The organism is Ensifer sp. GW821-FHT05G01 (assembly GCF_059419585.1).
The window spans coordinates 40,983-62,032 of the sequence record NZ_JBWKSC010000008.1 but is presented as its reverse complement, the minus strand read 5'-3'; the positions used below and the strand labels follow the sequence as shown (position 1 = coordinate 62,032).

The window sequence follows — 21,050 nt, the reverse complement described above, 5'->3', positions numbered from 1 at the left end:
CGCGTTTTTCAGGTCACGGCGCGGAACCGTCGAATGCTCAGCCCTGGGCGGGGCCAACCTCTTCGGAAGTTTCTTCCTGCGACTGGGCGGCCTCGCGCTGGAGCGCATCCGCTGCCCGTCGTCTTTCGACGAGTCGCGCCATATGGATCGAAATTTCGTAGAGAAGGATGGCCGGCAGTGCAAGGCCGATCTGGGAAACCGGGTCCGGCGGCGTCAGGACGGCCGCGACGACGAAGGCGATCACGATTGCGTATTTACGCTTCTCGGCAAGCCCTTGGGCAGTGACGAAGCCCACACGCGCGAGAAGCGTGGTGATTACCGGCAGCTGGAACACGAGACCGAAGGCAAAGACCAGCGACATGATCAGGCTCAGATATTCCGAAACCTTGGGCAGAAGCTGGATCGCCACATGGCCTTCGTCAGCGCCCTGCTCCATCGCCAGGAAGAACCACATGACCATCGGCGTGAAGAAGAAATAGACCAGCGCGCCGCCAAGCAGGAACAGAAGCGGCGAAGCGATCAGGAACGGCAGAAATGCCGCGCGTTCGTTCTTGTAGAGGCCCGGAGCAACAAACTTGTAGATCTGCGACGCGATAACCGGAAAGGCGATCACCAAGGCGCCGAACATCGCCACCTTGATCTGGGTGAAGAAGAATTCCTGCGGCGCCGTATAGATCAGCTCGACATTGCGTTGATCCATCCCTGCCCAGGCGACCGCCCATTTGAACGGTAGAACCAGCAGGTTGAACAGACCCTTGGCAAAATAGAAGCAGACGAGAAAGGCGATGAAGAACGCGCCGACGGCCCACATCAGCCGCTTTCTGAGCTCGATCAGATGCTCGATCAGCGGCTGCGGCCGGTCCTCGATATCGCCGCTCATGCGTCACCTTTCTTGCGCGTTGCCGCGCGTGTCTTTTGTGTTTTTTCTTTAGCCGGTTCGGCCTCGACCTTCGCAGGTTTCTTGGCGGCAGGCTTCTTGGCCGCAGGCTTCGCGGGTGCAGCCTCAACGGCTGCGACCTTCACGGCAGAAGCCGTCTTGGGCGATGTTGTCTCTGCTTTCGCCTTCGTTGCCCGCTTTGGCTTTGCTGCCGGCTCAGCCGCTTCGGCACGCTGCATCTGCCGGCTGGCGGAACCGATTGCCGCTGCCGCAACGCTATCTGCCGGCGTTGCCTCAGGCGCAGCGACGACAGGAGCACTAACCGGCTCTGCGGAAGTGGCTGCTGGCTCTGGAGAAGGAACAGACGGCTTGTCCGGCGAAGCGGCCTTCTGGAGATCGGATTTGATCTCGTTGCCGATCTGGCGCAGCGGGTTCATGGCATCGCGTAGCGCATTCGCCGGATTCAGGCTTTGCGCATCGCTGATCGTCTTGCGGACATCTTCAAGATCCGCCTCGCGCAGCGCCTCATCGAATTGCTGACGGAAATCAGAGGCCATGCCGCGCAACTTCGACGTCATGCGGCCAAAGGCCCGCAACATCGGCGGCAAATCCTTCGGTCCGACAACAACGATCAGTACGATGGCAATGACGACTAGCTCGGTCCAGCCGATATCAAGCATTCGATATGTCCTGCAAACCCGTGATGCGGCCGGCCGGGACGAAATCCCAGCTCGGCCCTATCGATGCTCGATCTCTAGCGAACTTCGTCAGACTTGTGATCGACAGTCTTGCCGTCGAGCGGCTTGTCAGCAGACGCGACGTCATCGTCGTTCATGCCCTTCTTGAAGCTCTTGATGCCCTTGGCAACGTCGCCCATCAGTTCCGGAATCTTGCCGCGGCCGAACAACAACAGCACCACGACAAGAACGATCAGCCAGTGCCAGATACTAAAGGAACCCATGCGTATTCTCCCTCTGAGCCTTCCCCGAATTCAGGCCCTATTCGCGTGTCAATTTTCAGGCGCGCCACCAGCACAGCCCGTTTTCGCCACAGACCCTAAGATGTCGGAACATCTTTTTCAAACAGCAATATATCCCGCTCGTTAACTGAAAGCATTACATCGCGCAATCCTTGCGGCAATTGGTCCGCCCGGATGCGCGCGCGCACCGTCCCGTCGCAGCCCGGCACAGCCAGCTCGAGCAATTCGACGACTCCGATGAAACGACGCGACACGATCCGTGCCTGTATATCGCCCTCGTCCTCACCGACATGCAGGCCCGAAAGTCGCACCGCTACGGAAAGAAGCTGCCCGTCGCGATATCTGCCGGCATCCACGCCCCCCAGCGGCGTGTCGACGCGGCCGTTTCGAACCTGCGCGTCGAACACATTGATTTCAGAGAAGAAACCGGCGGCGAAGAGGTCCCTTGGCTTGCGATAAAGCTCGTCGGCCGTACCGACCTGGACCAGGCGTCCATCCTTGAGCAAAGCGATCCGGTCGGCCATGCGCATCGCTTCCTCGGCATCATGTGTGACGACGATCGCTGTGGCTCGGGTCTCACGCAGGATGGCGAGCGTATCGGCACGGATCGAATCCTTGAGCCTTGAGTCGAGCCCCGAAAAAGGTTCATCCATCAGCAACACGGCAGGCCGTGGCGCGAGCGCACGGGCAAGGGCAACGCGCTGCTGCTCGCCACCTGAAAGCACATGGGGATAACGGTCGGCATAATGCGACAAGCCAACCCGCTCCAGGGCCGCATCGGCCTGTATCAGCCCCTCCCTCTTGGGAAGGGCGGTCAGCCCAAAGCGAACGTTGTCGCGGATGGTCATGTGCGGAAACAGCGCAAAGTCCTGAAACATCAGCCCGACGCCGCGCTTTTCCGGCGGCAGGAAGATCGATGGGCCGGAAATCTCTTGCCCGTTGAGCAGAAGGCGACCGGCGCTTTGCATCTCGATGCCGGCGGCAATCCGCAACAGCGTGGTCTTGCCGGAACCGGAGGGGCCGAGCAGGCACAGGACCTCGCCGGCCTTTGCCGCCAGACTGACGCCCTTGATCGTCTCCTTGGAATGATAGCTGTGGTGGATATCCTCGAATGTCAGGCTCGCCGCGAAAGATACGCCCGCCGTCCGTCGCGTTGCCATGACGGGCACGTGCTGCGTATCTGAAACCATGCTGCGTATTCCTTGACACCGGTGGCACCGCAGCGATCGTGCCGGGTGCAGGCTCGACGGAGAAAGCCGATATCTCCAATCAGGTTTTTAATCGGCCTCTTCGCCCTTCGGAGTCAAGAGCCCCAGTTCTTCCAGATCGAGCTGGGTGATCGGATCTTCGTTTTCCGCCAGGTCATCATCGCCCACCGGCACGGGTATATGCAGATTGGACGGAATGCGTCCGGACAGAAGCCCCGCCCCCTTCAACTCCTCAATCCCGGGCAGATCGCGCAGTTCCTCCAGGCCGAAGTGGTCGAGAAAATCGCGCGTCGTTCCGAAGGTGACGGGACGCCCAGGCGTTCGCCGGCGGCCGCGGAAGCGGACCCACCCCGCCTCCATCAACACATCGAGCGTACCCTTGGACGTCTGCACACCACGAATGTCTTCAATCTCGGCACGGGTGACCGGCTGGTGGTAGGCGATAATCGCCAGGACTTCGAGCGCGGCGCGCGACAGCTTGCGCACCTCCTGCTCGTCGGTCTGCACGACGAAAGACAGATCGGCGGCAGTCCGAAACGCCCAGTGATCGGCCACCTGCACCAGATTGACGCCGCGGCTGGCATAAAACGCCTTCAGCCGCGCCATGATGCGTGGGACATTGGTGCCGCCCGGCAGGCGGCTGGCAATGTAGGTCTCCGAGACCGGCTGAGCCGAGGCAAAGACCAGCGCTTCGGCAATCCGTTCGGCTTCCCGCTCCGTTCGCGGATCAAGCAGCGGGCCGTCGCTCTCGCTCTCGTCTTCGTCCAGGCGGGGCAAATATTTCTGCGGCTCAGCCACGGGCTGCCTCCATGTCGGCAAGCGTTGCGGCATCGATCGGGTTTGGCCCGCGCCGCAGATAAATCGGCGCGAATGCTTCCTCCTGGCGGATTTCCAGGCGCCCCTCGCGCACCATTTCCAGCGAGGCCGCAAACGAACTGGCGATAGCCGTCGCGCGCTCTTTCGGCGTCGTCATGTAACGCAGAAGGAAGTGATCGAGTGCGGTCCAGTCATCGAGATGACCGATCATGCGCGCCAGGATCAATCGCGCATCGGCAAGCGACCAGACATGGCGTTTTTCGATCGTTACCTGCGTAATCGCCGTGCGTTGCCGCAAGCCTGCATAAGCCGTCAGCAGATCATAGAGCGAAGCGTCGTAGTCCGACTTCCGCTCGGTGACGATATGCTCCGGCGCACCCCGGACAAAGACGTCGCGGCCGAGGCGGTTTCGATTGATCAGCCGGGTGGCGGCCTCGCGCATCGCTTCGAGGCGTTTCAGCCGGAACGCCAGCGCCGAGGCCATCTCCTCGCCCGAAGGGCCGTCGTCTTTCGCTTGCTGCGGGATCAGCAGCCGCGATTTGAGATAGGCAAGCCAAGCCGCCATCACGAGATAGTCGGCGGCCAGTTCGATGCGAATGCTGCGCGCGCGCTCGACAAAGGCGATGTATTGCTCCGCCAGTGCGAGCACCGAGATGCGGGCAAGATCGACCCGTTGGCTGCGGGCGAGATGGAGAAGCAGATCGAGCGGGCCTTCAAAGCCGGCGATGTCTATGACAAGCGCCTCTTCGTGCAGCCCCCGCTCCGCGGTCTCGTCCTGCCACAGGGGATCCATCGGCGCTTTCGGCCCGGACCTTCCCTGTTTTTCGCCCGCACTACTCACGACAGCCCGATCCTTTCCCGCCGGCCGTACCCGTCCTCAAACAGTTGCGAACAGACCGTTGAACTCGGCCCGCAGTTCCTGTTCGTTCGCATCGTCGGGCTTGCGGAAGGCGGCCTCTGCGGCCCTTGCCCTGCGCAATGTCTCTCCGGCCAGAACCGGGACGACATCCGCCACAGCCTTCATCTCTTCCATTATGCCATGACAATGCAAGACAAGATCAAGCCCGGCGTCGATGATGTTGCGCGCGCGGGTCGACATGTCGCCCGCCAGCGCGTTCATCGAAACGTCGTCGGACATCAACAACCCGTCGAAACCGATGTGACCACGGATAATTTCACGCACCACCTTGGCGGACGTCGTTGCCGGATTGTCCGGATCGATCGCCGTAAAGACCATGTGCGCCGACATGGCCATGACCTCGTCCTTCATGGCGATGAAGGGCAGGAAATCGCTTTTGGCGAGTTCCTCGAATGTTTCGCTGACGACAGGCAGGCTGTGGTGGGAATCGACGAAGGTGCGGCCATGGCCAGGCATATGCTTCATCACCGGCAGCATGCCACCGGACTTCAGGCCCTCCGCCATCGCCCGGCCGATCGCCGTCACGCTCTGCGGGTCGTGTCCATAGGCGCGATTGCCGATGACATCGTGACTGCCGGGAACCGGAACGTCGAGTACCGGCAGGCAATCGACGGTGATGCCGAACCGCATCAGATCAAAGGCGTGAAGCCGCCCCATCAGCCAGGCAGCGCGCAGGCCGCCTTCCGTATCGCGGCGGTAGATTTCACCGATCGCGGCACCGTTCGGGTACTGCTGGACAAGCGGCGGCCGGATGCGCTGGACCCGCCCGCCTTCCTGGTCGATCAGCACGGGTGCCACCGGATTGCCGATACTATCTCGCAAGGCTGCGACCAGATCGGAAATCTGCTGTTCTTCACCGATGTTGCGACCAAAGAGGATAAAGCCCCAAGGACGCTCGCCATCAAAGAAGCTGCGCTCTTCGCCCGAAAGCGAAAGACCTTTGCAGCCGGAGATAAATGCTTTTGATTCGCTCATCCCAAAAGCATAGTGCGCCACTTGCCGGCCGCGAAGCGAGAATAATCATGAGTGTGCGTCATGCACAGACTACTGACACTGAAACAGGAAGGGCGCGGCATCTCTGCCGCGCCCTTCCTGTAGCACGAGTTCCGCGCTGACTACTTGGTAACGAGGCAGCTGCCGCCTGCCCCCTTGTAGCGCGAGCAAAGGGCATTGGCCTCTTCGCGCGAGCCGGCCGGGATGCGGACACGGTAGTAGGTGCCTTTGCCCGCGATCTCCGCCTTGCGGATATCCACGCCACGACCGCCGATAACGCTTCCAAACTTGTTGGAAAGGCTATTGTAGGACTTCTGCGCTTCAGCCTCGGAAGGCAGCGACGCCACCTGGATGAAGTAGGTGCCAGCCGGAACGGATGCGGTGGAAACCTGCTGGGTATCCACTGCGGCGCTGGCGGCGTCTTGCGTTTCCGCCGGGCGCGCAGCTGTTGTGGCTGCAGCCACGTTGGCCGCCTGTTCGGCCGGTCGGGTCTGCGGCAAGGGTGCCTGGTCGCCGGCGTTGACAGTGGCGTTGCTTGCGGCGGCAAGTGCGACCTGGTCGGCGCTAGCTGGTGCCTGTCCGGCTGCACGAAGTTCGGAACCGGCGCCCGCGGCAGTTGCCTGGCCCTCGGCGCCCGACGCAGCAACCTGGCCGGAAGCCGTTGCCGGAACCGGTTGAGCATTGCCGGCGACTTCCGCTGCAGGTGCAGCAACTGGCTCTTCGCGGGCGACGAGCGTGCCGTCCGGCTTAACGATCATCGTACGTACTTTTCGCGGCGCGACAGCGGGAGCCTTGTCTTCTTCCTGGTCTGCCGGCGCAGCAGTGCCGTCGTCAGGCAGAAGACGGGCAGACTCTTCGTCTGCATTCGGCGACGTCACGCCAAGAGCATCCGCTTCATCGCTGCTGTCATTCGGCAGGTTTTCCGGCGTCAGCGTCCGCTGCACGACATCCATCGGCTCCTCGGTGGAAGAGACGAGCGCCTCCTGGCGAGGACCTGTGCCCTGTGCGCCGGCAACGCGGTCATAGACGGCCTTGTCCTGGTTCGGCACGGTCTTCCCGCCCTTTTCCTCCGGCACGACCTTCACCGGGGATTTATCGGCGAGAATGATCTTGGGTCCTTCGCCGGACGAAGCGGCATCGCTGCCCCCCATCCATGCATAAACGCCCGCACCGCCAAGAATGATGACGCCGGCGACGCTTGCGGCCAGCAGCATTGCGCGCTGCGAGCGGCGACCGGAACCGTACTCCTTGTAAGCCCCCTCTTCGGCCTGGCCGGACATCGGATGCACGCGCTCGGATTCGCGCGGCGTGGTCTGGCGTTCGACCATCGAGCGACGGAAGTCTTCTTCCATTGCCTTCTCGAACTCGTCGAAATCATCCATCGGGGCCGCGCCGAACGATGCGGCCGGCTTGGCTGCTGGCGCAGCGCGCGCAGGTTCACGAACCTCGGCAGGGCGAGCCTGTGTCTCCCTTGCAGACGGTGCCGGCGTGCCGAAAAGCTGTGCCATTTCCGCGTCGATATCGAGATCATAGTCGGCGGGATAGGCGGCCGGCTTTTCCGTCTCGATGACCGGCAGCTGCGGCACCTCCATGTCGGCGATCGGAGCGACACCGGTATCGGCTTCGGCGATCATCGAGGGATCGAATGGCAACGCGCTTTCAACCGGAACCTCTTCGATTTCGATAGGCGCTGCCGCGATCGGCGGCGCGACGAAAGGCTCTTCGCGCTGCAGAGGCGTCGACTCAACGGCAGCGAAAGCAGGCTGCTGAAGGGCGGTCGCCACGTCTTCAGACGCATCGAACTCCGGAAGCTCCATTTCCAGCGCCACATCCGAGAGCTCCATTTCGAAGTTCTCAATGTCGAAGCTCGGCTCGTTCTCCGGCTCAAAAGCCGGGCGAGCAGGCTCAACGATGGCCTCAGGAACCACCGGTGCGACCGCTGGGACAGCGACTGCAGCGGCAGCAGCTGCGGGGATCGACGAGACGATCGGACCGGCGAAGGCACGTTGCTGACCGACGCCGGAGGCCGAGGCGACCGGAGTGGCACGGCTGAAAGTCGGCGTGAAGGGATACGGGCTCTTCTTGACGGGAGCTGCTCCGGTTGCGACCGGCTCAGCCCGTGCATGGACGGCGGGATGGGTGTGAACCGCGGCGGCGACCAATCCTGTCGCAGCCGGCACAGGGAACCGCTCGATATCGGCAAGAAGCTCGTCGACAGCACTGTCGGTTGTCGGCTCTGCGGCAACTGGAGCGGCCTGTTCGATCACGGCCGGTTCATACGCATATGCATTGTCCAGCGCATAGGCATTGCTACCCTCGGCAACCGGAGCCACTTCGAAGGTTGGCTCAACCGCCAAAGTGGCCTGCTCGGCCGCCAACTCGCTGGCGAAATCCGAAACGTCGAACGAAATATCCTCGACCGGCGCATGCCATTCGTCAGGTGCCACCACGTGCTGCTCGACCGAGGCAAACTCGGCTGCAGGAGAAAGATCGACGTCGCCAAGCGAGAGCTCGAGCTCATGCTCCAGATCGAAGGTCGGCTCGGCCTCTTCGGAAACGAAGTCGTGGACAACCGGATCAGCGATCGGAGCGGAAGGCGCCTCAGGAAAAGCGACGACTTCGGCATGGGCGTGATCGACCTCGCCGGAAGAACCGACGGCCTCTGCCCATGGCTCTACGAATTCAGCTGGCTGATACGCCGGCTCGAGCGCCTGCACCTCTTCGACCGGGGCCGATTCGGGCGCAGCAAACTCGAACGGCTCAAATTCGAGCGCCGGCTCGGCCTGCTGAACCTCTTGCGCTACCGAGGCATCATGCTCAACCGGAGCATTGTCCGGCTGAACACTTGCCGCGCGCGGCGCGTCATAGGTATCGAACTCTCGAAGAAGCTCTTCCTCGAGGTCGAACGCCGGATCCTGCCGGACGGCTTCCTGGTGGCGTTGCAACTCCTGCAACTGCTGGACAGCCGGCCGGGCATCGTAGCCGACGATCCGGGCGAGTTCGGCCAACGGATCATCGTCTGCCAATACATCGAATTCAGCCGGCCCGCTTCGTGCGAATTGTTTGTCTGCCATGCTCTCCACTCACAATTGCCTGCATTCACTTGCCAGTGCATTGTGGGAAAATGGTGACAATACTTATCGCATTTCTTCCGGTGCGGAGGTGCCTGTAATGGACAGGCCCGACTTCAGTACGGAAGCGACAGCATGCACCAGCCCGAGTCTGGCAGTACTTAATTCTCTATTTTTATCGTTAACAAAACGTAATTCCGGATTCTCTTTACCTTTGTTCCAGTGTCCATGGAAGGCAGCGGCAAGATCGTACAGGTAAAACGCGATGCGATGCGGCTCCTGCGCCAGTGCTGCAGCCTCGATGACACGCGGATATTCTGCGAGCTTGGCGACCAGCTGCAGCTCCGCCGGATCGACGATCGCGCCGTTGATTGCGCCGGCAAGATCGACGGAAGACAGGTCGAGATCGGGGAATGCGTCCGCCGCCTGGCGGAAAACCGACCGGCAACGGGCATGGGCATACTGCACGTAGAAGACGGGGTTATCCTTGGACTGTTCTGTCACCTTGGCAAAATCGAAATCCAGCGGCTCGGAGTTCTTCCGATAGATCATCATGAACCGCACCGGATCGCGACCGACTTCGTCAACGACGTCGCGCAGCGTCACGAAGTCGCCCGAGCGCTTAGACATCTTGACCGGCTCACCCTCGCGGTAAAGCTTGACCAACTGGCAGAGCAGCACGGTGAGCTTCGACGCGCCGCCGGACACCGCCCGGGCCAGCGCCTCCAGGCGCTTGACGTAACCGCCGTGGTCGGCGCCAAGCACATAGATCATCTCGTCGAAACCGCGGTCGAACTTGTCCTTGAAGTAAGCAACGTCAGCGGCGAAGTAGGTATAAGTCCCATCCGACTTGATCAAGGGCCGATCGATGTCGTCACCGACCTCCGTGGAGCGGAACAGCGTCTGCTCCCTGTCTTCCCAGTCTTCCGGCAACTGTCCCTTCGGTGGCGGCAACGTGCCCTTGTAGACGTGGCCCTTGAAGGTCAGGTCGTTGATCGCGGTGCGGATCTTCGCAGCGCCATTGGCATGCAAGGTGCGCTCCGAGAAGAAGACGTCATGGGTGACGTTGAGCGCGGCAAGATCCTCCCGGATCATCGCCATCATGGCGTCAATGGTGCGCTCCTTGACGAGCGGCATCCACTTGTCCTCGGGCATCAGCCGTAGGCTCGTGCCGAATTCGTCGGCCAGCGCCTCGCCGACGGGGACGAGATAGTCACCGGGGTAGAGGCCCGATGGAATTTCGCCGATCTCTTCGCCGAGCGCCTGCCGGTAACGAAGGAAAGCGGAGCGCGCCAGCACGTCAATCTGCGAACCGGCGTCGTTGATGTAGTATTCCTTGGTCACGTCGTAGCCGGCGAAGGTCAAAAGGTTCGCCAGCGCGTCACCGATAACGGCACCGCGGCAATGGCCGACATGCATGGGGCCGGTCGGGTTGGCCGAGACGTATTCGACGTTGACCTTGCGACCCGCACCGGTCGTGCTGCGGCCATAGTCGGCGCCGGAGCGAACCATTTGGGTCAACAGCTTTTGCCAATAGGAGACGGACAGCCGGACGTTGATGAAGCCAGGCCCCGCAACGGAAACCTCCGTGACCTCGGGGTCCAGCCGGAGCTTCTCGACGATCAGATCGGCAAGCGCACGCGGATTCATCCCGAGCGGCTTGGCAAGCACCATCGCAGCATTGGTCGCGACATCGCCATGGCTGGGGTCGCGCGGCGGCTCGACATTGATACGGCTGAAATCAAGCTCGGATCGCTTTTCTCGAACGGTATCAAGCGTTTCGAGAATATCCTTAATTCTTGATTCGAAGTCCGTGAAGAGATTCATCTGATCCGTCCGCTATTCCCGACCGAATATGGTCGGTGCAAAACTCAAAAGGAGGCTCGGTTCGGTTGAACCAAAAGCCTCCGGGCGGGGCGTCCCTACCGCAAATCGGGCGTATGGTCAAACAAACGCCTGTGAACGCTGATGGCAAAGGTATCCGTCATGCCTGCCAGATAATCGCCGACATGCCGCGCCCGCGCAGGCTCGGCCATCCCGGGGATCTGGTCGATCCAATAGTGTTCTCGCATCAGCAAGGGGTCGGCCATGAAGGCGCGGTAGAGATCGCAGACGATCGACGCGGCCCCTTCGCGCACCCGCATCACCTCGGGATGTCGATAGATCCGCGTCATCAACAGTCTCTTGATCTGCTTGTCGGTCTCGCCCATCTCGTCCGAAAATGTCGCGATGACCTTACCGGCATGCCTGACATCCATGGCACTTTCGGGCCTGATATCCCCGAGGCGCGCTTGCGCGACCGTTATCACGTCCTCGACCATCGCCGTGATCTGGCGCCGCATGATCTCATGGGTAAAGCGGCTCGCTTCCAGACCCGGGTAGCGATCGCTGACCTCGCGCATCAGACGGGCGAGGAACGGCACGTCTTCCAACATCTCGAACGTAAGATAGCCGGATCTCAGTCCGTCATCGATGTCGTGGGTATTATAGGCAATGTCATCGGCGATGGCCGCCACCTGCGCCTCAAGACTCGCGAAGCTCGCGAGCTCAAGATCGTGAATTGCGCAGTAGTCGAGGATAGGCTGTGGCACCGGCCCATGCGTGCCCTGCCCGTCCAGGGTCAGAAGCGGCCCGTTGTGCTTCACGAGCCCCTCCAGGCTTTCCCAGGTGAGGTTCAGCCCGTCGAACTCGGCATAGCGCCGCTCGAGCTTGGTGACGATGCGCAGCGACTGCGCGTTATGATCAAAGCCACCATAGGGCTTGAGCATGTCATGCAGCGCATCCTCGCCCGTATGCCCGAACGGGGTGTGGCCGAAATCATGGACGAGCGCCACGCCTTCGGCGAGATCCTCATCAAGCTTCAGCGCCCGCGCCAGGGCGCGCGCGATCTGTGCCACTTCGATCGTGTGGGTCAGGCGGGTGCGATAGTGGTCGCCGTCGGCGGCGATGAAGACCTGCGTCTTGTGTTTCAGCCGGCGAAAAGCCGTCGTATGCACGATGCGGTCACGGTCGCGTTGAAAATCGGAACGCGTCGGGCTTGTCGCCTCCGGGTAGAGCCTGCCGCGCGTCGCCCAGGGATTCGACGCGAATGGCGCATGTTCACCGTAACCGAAGCCGAGCGCATTTTTGTCGAATGTCATTTCACACCTGCGTGGTCGTCCCATTGACGGGACATTCAAGCCTTCATACCTATAGTGAAAGCTACGGGAAAGCGGTCAGCAAGCATCGACCGATTCCTCTAGTCAAAGCAACGGTTTGGCGCTCGGCGTGAAAAGACATGCCGGTACCGGCCACTGCAAATCGCGCAATGAAGACGAATCTCTCCGGTTCTTGACCCCGGCAGGAGGCAAATATGACACAGGAAACAGTGACCCTTTCCGACGCAGCGGCCAAGCGGATCGCCACCATTCTGCGCTCGGACGGGCATAAGAATGCCATGCGTGTTTCCGTCGAAGGCGGCGGATGCTCGGGCTTCTCCTATAAGTTCGATCTCGTCGACGACGCGAACGACGACGACTTCGTGCTTGAAAAGGACAGCGCCAAAGTTCTGATCGACAGCCTGTCTCTCGTCTATATGGGGGGCTCGGAGATCGACTTCATCGACAACCTGCTCGGCCAGTCGTTTCAGATAAAGAATCCGAATGCTGTCGCAAGCTGCGGATGCGGAACGAGTTTTTCGATCTGAGTAAGCGGCACGCCTTCTTGCGCGTCGCAGTCACAGATACGGCGATCCCAGCCACAGCAGCCTGTTGGCAAGGCGCGCCGTCAAGGGCTGGGCTTTCAGGTCCTTCAGCGTCACTTCCTCCGCCGCCTCGACGATCGCCGCGATACGGCTGCTGACCGTCCGAGCAAAAACGTCGTCGAGCACCTCAAGATCGAACTCGAAATTGAGGCGCAGCGATCGAGGATCGAGGTTCGTCGATCCGACATAGGCCCAGCGTTCATCCACCGCGAGCAGCTTCGAGTGATTGAAGGCGCCCCTTGCGCGCCACACGCGACAATGCCCCTTCAGCACCTGATCGAATTGCGCCGTCATGGCGCGGTCGACCAGCAACAGATTGTTGACTGCGGGCACGACGATATCCACCTCGACGCCGCGCCGCGCGGCTGTCACCAGCGCGCTGATCAGTTCCCGATCCGGCAAGAAATAGGGCGACATCAGCCGGATGTTCTTCCGCGCCACGGAGAAGGCGCCCATCAGCATCTTGTGATTGGTTTCGTTCGTGCTGTCGGGGCCGGAGGGGACGGCCCGCATCAGCATGCCCGGCGTCTTTGCCGGCGGCGGCACAGCCTCGGTCTTCCAGGTATCGCTTGCCAGAGGCTCGCCTGTCGAAAACTGCCAGTCTTCGGCTGAAACCTGGAAGATGTCGGCGACGACCGGGCCGGTGATACGGAAATGCGTGTCATAGGCCGCCTCCGGACCGGCGATTTCGGTCGTGAAGCCGGCGCGGATGTTCATGCCCCCGGCAAAGGCGACTTTGCCATCGACGACCAGGATCTTCCTGTGGGTGCGCAGATTGGCATAGGGCAATCTCAGCCCCATGATGATGTTGCCGTTGAAGACGGCTGTCGGCACACTCGCCGCCTTGAGATAGCCGACAATGCTCGGCACCGAGTAGCGGGCGCCGACCGCATCGATCAACACCCGCACATCGACCCCTCTCCCACGCGCGGCAATCAGCGCGTCCGCGAAACGCAAGCCCAGTGCGTCTCGGTCGAAGATGTAGCTTTCCAGCAGGATACTGCGGCGCGCATTGGCAATCTCGTGCAACATGGCAGTATAGGCCGCGTCCCCGCCTTCCAGCATGATTATGCGGTTTCCGGTGGACATTGCATGTCGCGACACCCGGTCGCCGAGGATTTTCATCGCCGCGAATCGCTGGCCGAATCGCGTTCCGATTTCCGCATCGGATACATCGAAGCGCCCGAACTGATCCGGCCCGCGACCACGCACCAGCGAACGCTGCATGCCTATCGACGAGCGGCGGATCCGGTTGATACCGGCAACACCATAGACGAGCGCCCCAACGATCGGCGACAGCAGCACGACGCCGACCCAGCCGGCAGCCGCCCTGACATCGTCCTTGGTCATGGCAGCATGGATTGCCGCCGGCACGCCCAGAACGAAAGACAAGAAGACGAGAAAATGCGGCCAATAGTTCTGGATGAAGTCGATCATGAGCGGGACTATAGCCTGCAACCGATCGGAATCAATTCGTTGCCGATGCGCGCGAGGCGCAAGTGGCTGGAATTCGCTGCGCGTTAAGGGTGTATTGCGACATTCTTGACGAAAAGACCGCAGGTATCGGATTTGTCAAAAGAATCCGGAGCCGTTACAAGAAACGGTCCGAGCGGATTCACTGACATGGAAGGGCGTTTCGAGCCATGAAGATTGCCACCTGGAACATCAATGGCGTCAAGGCGCGGATCGACAGCCTGCTGGCATGGTTGAAGGAATCGAATCCGGACATCGTCTGCCTGCAGGAAATCAAATCGGTCGACGAAAACTTCCCGCGCCTGGAGATCGAAGCGCTCGGCTATCACGTCGAAACGCACGGCCAGAAAGGCTTCAATGGCGTTGCGCTGCTTTCCAAGCTGAAACCGGACGAAGTCAATCGCGGCCTCCCAGGCGATGACGCGGACGAGCAGGCCCGCTTTATCGAAGGCGTATTTTCCGTCTCCGGCGGTGTCATCCGCGTCTGCTCGCTCTATTTGCCCAACGGCAACCCGGTCGACAGCGAGAAGTATCCGTACAAACTGCGCTGGATGCAGCGCCTGGCGGCCTATGCCGAGCAGCGGCTGCAGCTTGAAGAACCGTTCATTCTTGCCGGCGACTACAATGTCATCCCCGAGGAGCACGACTGCTGGGACGTCAAGGTCTGGCAGAACGATGCACTGTTCCTGCCCGAGACACGCCAGGCTTTCCGCCGGCTGCGCAATCTCGGCCTGACGGACGCTGTTCGCTCGACCACGGATGACGTTCCGCTTTATTCATTCTGGGATTATCAAGCCGGATGCTGGCCGAAGAATTTCGGCATACGCATCGATCACCTGATGCTGTCACCGGAAGCGGCGGACAGGCTGGTTTCGACGTCTATCGAAAAACATGTGCGGGCGTGGGAGAAGCCTTCCGACCACGTACCGGTCGCGGGCTATTTCACGTTCGAACGTCCGCTTTGACGCTAAGGTTTGCGCGGGGGCGGCGCTTCGGGCATTTCCAGGAAAAGTGCGTAGCGATTTGCGTCAGGAAAGGCGAAACAGCAGGAAGATAGAGGCTTTCTGCGACTTCGTTTAAACCGGAACGACCTGGTCGTATTCAGCCGGACGCGTTTAGTCGTCGTCGCCCTGCGTGTGCATGTTCTGCGACAGCGTGATCGCCTGGCGGCGATCACCTTCGGTTGCCAGAGAAAAGGCCTGCTCCTGCATCGACTGCAGCCACGGCCGGTCCTTTGGCGAACATTGGTCGAGCGCCGCGGTCATATAGGCAAGACCGCGGATGGTCTGACCTTCCTGGAAGATAACGTTACCGAAAACGCCCATGGCGCCGGCATGACCACTCTTTCGCGCGCGGTTCAGCCACTTCTTGGCCTGCTGAACGTTGACGTTGCCGCCCTCGCCCGAAAGCAGCATGCGCGCCAACTGGAACTGGGCCTCCGATACACCAAAGGTCGACGCCGCCTGGAAGTAGAGCTGGCGGGCCTGAGACATGTCGGATTTGATCGGGCTGTCGGGAATGCCGCGGCGATAGTAGCCGGCAAGCGAGATCAGCGCGTTGACGAAGTACCCCGTATCCTCGGAACCGGGCTCCACACCCTGCTGGGCAATCTCGCTGTAAATCTTGAAGGCTTCGAGGTCGTTTTCAGCGACGCCGTCGCCATAAGCATACATATTGGCAAGGGCCCAGCGGGAGCCGGTGTGCCCCTTCTCGGCGGCATAACGGTAGGCCTCGACGGCTTCGTCCTTGCGGCCGCTCTTGTAGGCGGAGAAGCCGAACTTGAACAAGGCAAACGGGCCGGATTCCTTGCTGACACCGGTGCCCGGATCAAAGGCACGCGCTGGACCGGCCGTCGCACCGCCGACCACAAGCGACACGCCGAGCATCGCAACCTTCAGAGACTTCAGTTCACCCGCAAGCATCACAGTCTAATTCTTCCGTTCCAGCCGGCCACGCCGAACTCATCACCGCTGCAAACACAAACGCCTGAACAGCCCTTTGCCATTCAATTGTTCACCGAAACCGCCGAAAACATCGACGCACCCAGTCCAGGATGAAACTCCATTTTGTGTAGCCTTAGCCGACCATTTCCGCAGAAGTGCGGCAGCTCACTCAAGACAACACATGACTTCATTTCGTTACAAACATTGCTGGCTCGATCTTCGAGTTGCACGTTTGTCCCCAACATCGCTGCTCCCTGTTTGTGGCGGGAAATGGACATACTCACCTTGAGTCCGACCCTAGCAAACTCTAGCATTAAATGTGTTGCTGAATCGTCACATTGGCGGGCCGTGGAACAGTCACCAACAGATGTCGCGCAACTCAAAGAAAAGGCCCGGGGATGAGCCGGGCCTTGAACGTTCTGGTCGATAGTGGATCAGAATTTTACCTTGAGTGCCGTCGAAATCCCTCCGACGAAATCATTGCCAAAGTCATACGACACATCGTCGCCGATGACGTCGCCCTGATAGGTAACCGCGCCGGAACTGCCGCTTGTCATGATACCGGCGAAACCAGCCATACGAAACTCGACATTTTTCGTCGGCGTATACGAGACACCCGAGCCCAAGAGCCAGGTATCAGTCTGACTGCCATAACCGTGGCTCGTGCCACGATCCCAGGTCAGGCTGACCGCACCGCTCCACTGGTCGTTGAACTTGTGTCCGACGCCGCCTGAAATGGTCCAGCCATCACGATAAAGAAGGTCCAGGCTGGTGCAAGGGGTCGTACGAGATACGGTGGCCGGGCAGAATTTCAAGACCTGCAACTGGCTCCAGTCGGTCCACTTGACGGAGCCGAACGCAGCCCAATCCGGCGCGAACCCGCTCTGCAGTTTGAGTTCGAGCGAATCCGGCATCGAAGCCGAACCGTTTACATCGTACTTCGTGCCGGTGACCAGGCCAACACCGGGGACAACGAAGCCCAGTTGACGCAGATCGATGAAGCCCGACAGATTATCCAACTCTACCGAACTGTTGTAGACGAGGCTCGCGCGCAGGGCGTATTCAGGGATTTCATAGCCCACGCCCGTCCGCCAGCCCCAGCCGTCGCCTTCCAGCTCAAGCCTGCCAACGCCCGAAAAGAGGCCTGCCAGCGGGGTGCCCGTATAATCCTGGACCAACCGTTCTTTGAAGCCGTTCACTTCCTGGTAGAAGACGCCGCCGATGATGCGGAATTGACCGGGACCCATATCCCACTTGTAGGAACAGGTCGCCGCATAGTTATCGCTCTCGACCTTCGTCTCGATATTGTTATTGGCGCCAGCCCAGTTCTTGCCGGGATTGGTGTGCGCACCCCAAGGCTGGGAGTAGTCAGCCATGCAATCGATACCGTCAGTCAAGGCTGCCTTGAAACCAACACGGGGGACCCAATAGTTCTCGGTGTCATCGACGGAATTCGGACGGTAATTCAGATTTCCCCCACCGAACGTCCCGCCGAGGATGTCCGTGTTGCCGGTATCAGTGTCCCGAACATTCTTCAGCTTGCGCTGCGGTACCACGTAAGTCGTTGCTGCTTCCGCCGCATAGTCCGACGGGTCGAACAGCAGGTCGATGTTGTAACCGCCGCGTTCAAGACCGCCAGCGTGCGCCGACGACGCAACCAGAATTCCGGCTGCCAACGCCAGGACGCCCCGCTTCAAATTCTCATGAGCCATTAAGCTCCTCCCCCTGCATTTCAATCTGCGACAATCCACCTCACGTCGCCTGTGGCAAAAGTATTCTCACGATCACGTGAAATCGCAAATGCCGCATTCTAGGGGGATACCGGCCATCGCCGCCGCCAAATTTACGTAAGATTCTCATCATTTGAACACAATCCCCGCAAATCGAACGGATTTTCCTCTCGATGGCAATTATGTCGCTAATGTTAGTATTATTTTCCAATATAATCCGAAAGTGTTACTCAACGACAACAACATTGGTTTTTGCACCAAAAAAGAAATATCCGGGTTTGAAAGCCAGGCTCGAACGCCCAAGGCGGCGCGACAGAAAGCCGCCGCCCCGGCGCACCGAATCGGCTTGGCAGATGCTCCAGATGCACCGTCAGAAAATGAAAAATCCGCGGTGTTGCCACCGCGGATCATATAAAATCAAGATCTTGCGATCCGCTTAGCCAGCTTCCGCCACCCGCGCCAGGGCAATGCCGAGCGATTCTTTCTGCAGATCCAGCTCGACGAGACGCTCACGCTCAGCCTCGACCAGTTCGGGCTTTGCGTTGGCGACGAACTTCTCGTTTGCCAGCTTGCCGAGAATACGGTCTCGCTCGACATCGACCTTCGAGATCGCCTTTTCAAGACGTGCCTTTTCAGCCGAGAGGTCGATCAAGTTGCCGAGCGGCAGGCAGGCCGTCGCTTCGCCGATCACGATCTGGGCGCTGCCGCGCGGGGCAACGGACGCATGATCGATATGCTCCACACGCGCCAGCCGGCCGATGGCCGAAGCATGACGTTCCAGCCGTTCGCGCGTCAGCGCGTTGGCAGCGACGACGATGAGCGGCGCGGTTGCCGCCGGCGGCACGTTCATTTCGGAGCGGACCGAACGGATGCCCGACACCAGATCGATCAACCAATTGATCTCGTCGGCGGCAGCATCGTCGGCATAGGACGCAGACGGCCATTCCGCGTGGCAGAGCAAGCCGGCGCGCTCACGTCCCTCGCCCGCCGTCTGATCCCAGAGTTCTTCGGTCATGAAGGGCATGAACGGGTGCAGCAGCTTGTAGATCTCGTCGAGAACGTAAGCGACGCAGGCCTGGGATTCGCGCTTTGCCGCCTCATCCTCACCGCTGAAGACGGGCTTCAGCAGTTCGAGATACCAGTCGCAGAACTGGTTCCAGACAAAGCGGTAGAGGCTCCCGGCCGCTTCGTTGAAACGGAACCCCTCCAGCGCTTCGGTGACGTCGCGGATCGTGCGCGAAAGCTCGGTCAGGATCCAGCGGTTGATCGTCAGCGACGACGCCTCCGGAATGAAGCCGTCGCTGTTGGTGACGCCGTTCATCTGCGCGAAACGCGTTGCGTTCCAGAGCTTGGTGCCGAAGTTGCGGTAGCCGGCGATCCGGGCCGTGTCGAGCTTCACGTCGCGCCCCTGGGCGGCCATGATCGCCAGCGTAAAGCGCAGCGCATCGGCGCCGTATTCGTCCATCAGCTCCAGGGGATCGATGACGTTGCCCTTGGACTTCGACATCTTCTGGCCGTTCTTGTCGCGAACGAGCGCGTGGACATAAACGGTGTGGAACGGCTCGACCGGCGTGCCGTCGGCATCCTTCATGAAGTGAAGTCCCATCATCATCATCCGGGCGACCCAGAAGAAGATGATGTCGAAGCCGGTGACCAGAACGTCGGTCTGGTAGTATTTTTCGAGCTCCGGGGTCTCGTTCGGCCAGCCGAGCGTCGAGAACGGCCAGAGGGCCGAGGAGAACCAGGTGTCGAGCACATCCTCATCGCGCGTCAGGATCTCGCCCGGCTTGAAGTTCTCGAGCAGGTCTTCGACATAGGCCTTCATCGGGCCCTCGTGGGCCAGATAATGCTGGATCGCAGCGTGCAGCGCCTCTTCCTCGGTCTTCTCAACGAAGACCTGACCATCAGGGCCGTACCAGGCCGGGATCTGGTGACCCCACCAGAGCTGGCGCGAGACGCACCACGGCTGGATGTTCTCCATCCATTCGTAATAGGTCTTTTCCCAGTTCTTCGGGACGAAGTTGGTGCGACCTTCCTTGACCGACGCAATCGCGGGCTTGGCCAGCGTCTTCGCATCGACATACCATTGCTCGGTCAGGCGCGGCTCGATCGGCACGCCGCCACGGTCGCCATGCGGAACCATGTGCTTGTGCGGCTCGATCTTGTCGAGCAACCCGGCTTCTTCGAAAATCCGGACGATGATCTTGCGTGCCTCGAAGCGATCCTTGCCTTCAAGCTCATCCCAGGCGCCATGAAGGGCAGCGGGATCGCTGAGGCCCTCGAGGAATTCCTCGTTGTCCTTGATGGTGATCCGGCCTTCGATGGTCAGGATGTTGATGGCGGCAAGGCCCGCGCGCTTGCCGACGTCGAAGTCGTTGAAATCATGCGCCGGCGTGATCTTGACGGCACCGGTTCCGGCAGTCGGATCGGCATAATCGTCACCGACCACAGGGATGCGACGGCCGACGATCGGCAGGATGACGTGCTTGCCGATGAGCGGCTTGTAGCGCTCGTCTTCCGGATTGACGGCAATACCGCTGTCGCCAAGCATCGTCTCCGGCCGCGTGGTGGCAACGACCAGATAGTTGCGGGTTTCCCATTCCGTCGCCTTGCCGTCTTCGTCGAAGGCGACCGGGTGCTGATAGGTGACGCCCGGCTCCAGCGGATAGCGCAGGTACCAGAGGTTTCCGTTGATCTCATGCTGCTCGACCTCCAGATCGGAAATCGCCGTCAGCAGCTTTGGATCCCAGTTGACCAGACGCTTGTCCTTGTAGATCAGGCCCTCTTTGTAGAGCGAAACGAACACTTCGAGGACAGCCTCCGACAGGCCGTCGTCCATGGTGAAGCGCTCGCGCGACCAGTCGCAGGAGGCGCCGAGGCGCTTCAGCTGATTGAAGATCAACCCGCCGGATTCGGCCTTCCACTCCCAGACCTTCTCGATGAAGGCTTCACGGCCCATCTGGCGGCGATGCTGTTGCTGCTCCATCAGCTTGCGCTCGACGACCATCTGCGTGGCGATACCGGCATGGTCCATGCCCGGCTGCCACAGCACGTCCTTGCCGCGCATGCGTTCGAACCGCACCAGGACGTCCTGCAGCGTGTTGTTCAGCGCATGGCCCATGTGCAGCGAGCCCGTCACGTTCGGTGGCGGGATCACGATACAGAAGCTGTCGGCGCCGGGCTTTGCTCCCGCACCTGCACGAAACGCGTTTTCTTCGTCCCACTTCTTGGCGATACGCGGGTCGACGGATGCGGAATCGTAGGTCTTATCAAGCATTTTGAAGCCAATTTTGGAGATT

General features: G+C 60.6%; 17 protein-coding genes. 3 read left to right on the top strand and 14 right to left on the bottom strand.

The window, feature by feature from the left end:
* Window positions 1-37: 37 nt before the first annotated feature.
* From tatC to AC07UR_RS19625, 10 genes are all read right to left on the bottom strand, one after another.
* Window positions 38-880, bottom strand: coding sequence for a twin-arginine translocase subunit TatC (gene tatC, locus AC07UR_RS19670; RefSeq protein WP_176354691.1), 843 nt, complete (start codon window positions 878-880; stop codon window positions 38-40).
* A complete protein-coding gene (gene tatB / locus AC07UR_RS19665; RefSeq protein WP_209792308.1) occupies window positions 877-1,557 on the bottom strand; it encodes a Sec-independent protein translocase protein TatB in 681 nt (226 codons plus the stop codon). The genes tatC and tatB overlap by 4 nt, the downstream gene beginning before the upstream one ends.
* 74 nt (window positions 1,558-1,631) lie before the next feature.
* Entirely contained in the window at window positions 1,632-1,838 is a 207-nt protein-coding gene (locus tag AC07UR_RS19660) for a twin-arginine translocase TatA/TatE family subunit (RefSeq protein WP_025426854.1), read from the bottom strand.
* Between the two features lie 95 nt (window positions 1,839-1,933).
* Complete coding sequence (locus AC07UR_RS19655) at window positions 1,934-3,046, bottom strand: ABC transporter ATP-binding protein (RefSeq protein ID WP_173419878.1); 1,113 nt, start codon at window positions 3,044-3,046, stop codon at window positions 1,934-1,936.
* Window positions 3,047-3,133: 87 nt separating this feature from the next.
* Window positions 3,134-3,862: an SMC-Scp complex subunit ScpB gene (gene scpB / locus AC07UR_RS19650; RefSeq protein ID WP_209792306.1), complete on the bottom strand. Its 729-nt coding sequence runs from the start codon at window positions 3,860-3,862 to the stop codon at window positions 3,134-3,136.
* Window positions 3,855-4,673, bottom strand: coding sequence for a segregation and condensation protein A (locus AC07UR_RS19645; RefSeq protein ID WP_077498269.1), 819 nt, complete (start codon window positions 4,671-4,673; stop codon window positions 3,855-3,857). Before AC07UR_RS19645 ends, scpB begins: the two co-directional genes overlap by 8 nt.
* A gap of 84 nt (window positions 4,674-4,757) precedes the next feature.
* On the bottom strand, window positions 4,758-5,774 hold the full coding sequence (gene nagZ / locus AC07UR_RS19640) for a beta-N-acetylhexosaminidase (protein ID WP_209792304.1): 1,017 nt from the start codon (window positions 5,772-5,774) through the stop codon (window positions 4,758-4,760).
* Window positions 5,775-5,914: 140 nt separating this feature from the next.
* Complete coding sequence (locus tag AC07UR_RS19635) at window positions 5,915-8,866, bottom strand: SPOR domain-containing protein (protein WP_209792303.1); 2,952 nt, start codon at window positions 8,864-8,866, stop codon at window positions 5,915-5,917.
* A 63-nt stretch (window positions 8,867-8,929) separates the two neighbouring features.
* Window positions 8,930-10,690 (bottom strand): arginine--tRNA ligase, encoded by a 1,761-nt coding sequence (gene argS / locus AC07UR_RS19630; protein WP_209792302.1) that lies wholly within the window; start codon window positions 10,688-10,690, stop codon window positions 8,930-8,932.
* 95 nt (window positions 10,691-10,785) lie between these two features.
* Complete coding sequence (locus tag AC07UR_RS19625) at window positions 10,786-12,003, bottom strand: deoxyguanosinetriphosphate triphosphohydrolase (RefSeq protein WP_173419873.1); 1,218 nt, start codon at window positions 12,001-12,003, stop codon at window positions 10,786-10,788.
* Between the two features lie 212 nt (window positions 12,004-12,215).
* Here AC07UR_RS19625 and erpA point away from each other — a divergent pair, with 212 nt between their 5' ends.
* Window positions 12,216-12,548 carry an iron-sulfur cluster insertion protein ErpA gene (gene erpA, locus AC07UR_RS19620; protein ID WP_173419872.1) on the top strand — a complete coding sequence of 111 codons (333 nt, stop codon included), beginning with the start codon at window positions 12,216-12,218 and terminating at the stop codon, window positions 12,546-12,548.
* A gap of 30 nt (window positions 12,549-12,578) precedes the next feature.
* Here erpA and AC07UR_RS19615 read toward each other — a convergent pair whose 3' ends face one another.
* Window positions 12,579-14,042 (bottom strand): phospholipase D-like domain-containing protein, encoded by a 1,464-nt coding sequence (locus AC07UR_RS19615; RefSeq protein ID WP_209792301.1) that lies wholly within the window; start codon window positions 14,040-14,042, stop codon window positions 12,579-12,581.
* A gap of 206 nt (window positions 14,043-14,248) precedes the next feature.
* On the opposite strand from AC07UR_RS19615, the gene xth reads away from it, so the two are divergent.
* Window positions 14,249-15,043, top strand: coding sequence for an exodeoxyribonuclease III (gene xth, locus AC07UR_RS19610; RefSeq protein ID WP_209792300.1), 795 nt, complete (start codon window positions 14,249-14,251; stop codon window positions 15,041-15,043).
* Between the two features lie 150 nt (window positions 15,044-15,193).
* On the opposite strand, the gene exoR is transcribed toward xth, so the two are convergent.
* Window positions 15,194-16,000: an exopolysaccharide production regulator ExoR gene (exoR, locus tag AC07UR_RS19605; protein WP_209792299.1), complete on the bottom strand. Its 807-nt coding sequence runs from the start codon at window positions 15,998-16,000 to the stop codon at window positions 15,194-15,196.
* 455 nt (window positions 16,001-16,455) lie between these two features.
* A complete protein-coding gene (locus AC07UR_RS19600) occupies window positions 16,456-17,733 on the bottom strand; it encodes an outer membrane protein transport protein (RefSeq protein ID WP_209792297.1) in 1,278 nt (425 codons plus the stop codon).
* Window positions 17,734-17,884: 151 nt separating this feature from the next.
* Between AC07UR_RS19600 and AC07UR_RS19595 the strand changes: the two genes are divergently transcribed.
* Window positions 17,885-18,166, top strand: coding sequence for a hypothetical protein (locus AC07UR_RS19595; protein ID WP_209792295.1), 282 nt, complete (start codon window positions 17,885-17,887; stop codon window positions 18,164-18,166).
* A gap of 21 nt (window positions 18,167-18,187) precedes the next feature.
* Here the strand turns inward: AC07UR_RS19595 and AC07UR_RS19590 are convergent, their stop codons facing one another.
* Window positions 18,188-21,028 (bottom strand): valine--tRNA ligase, encoded by a 2,841-nt coding sequence (locus AC07UR_RS19590; protein ID WP_209792292.1) that lies wholly within the window; start codon window positions 21,026-21,028, stop codon window positions 18,188-18,190.
* Window positions 21,029-21,050 lie beyond the last annotated feature (22 nt).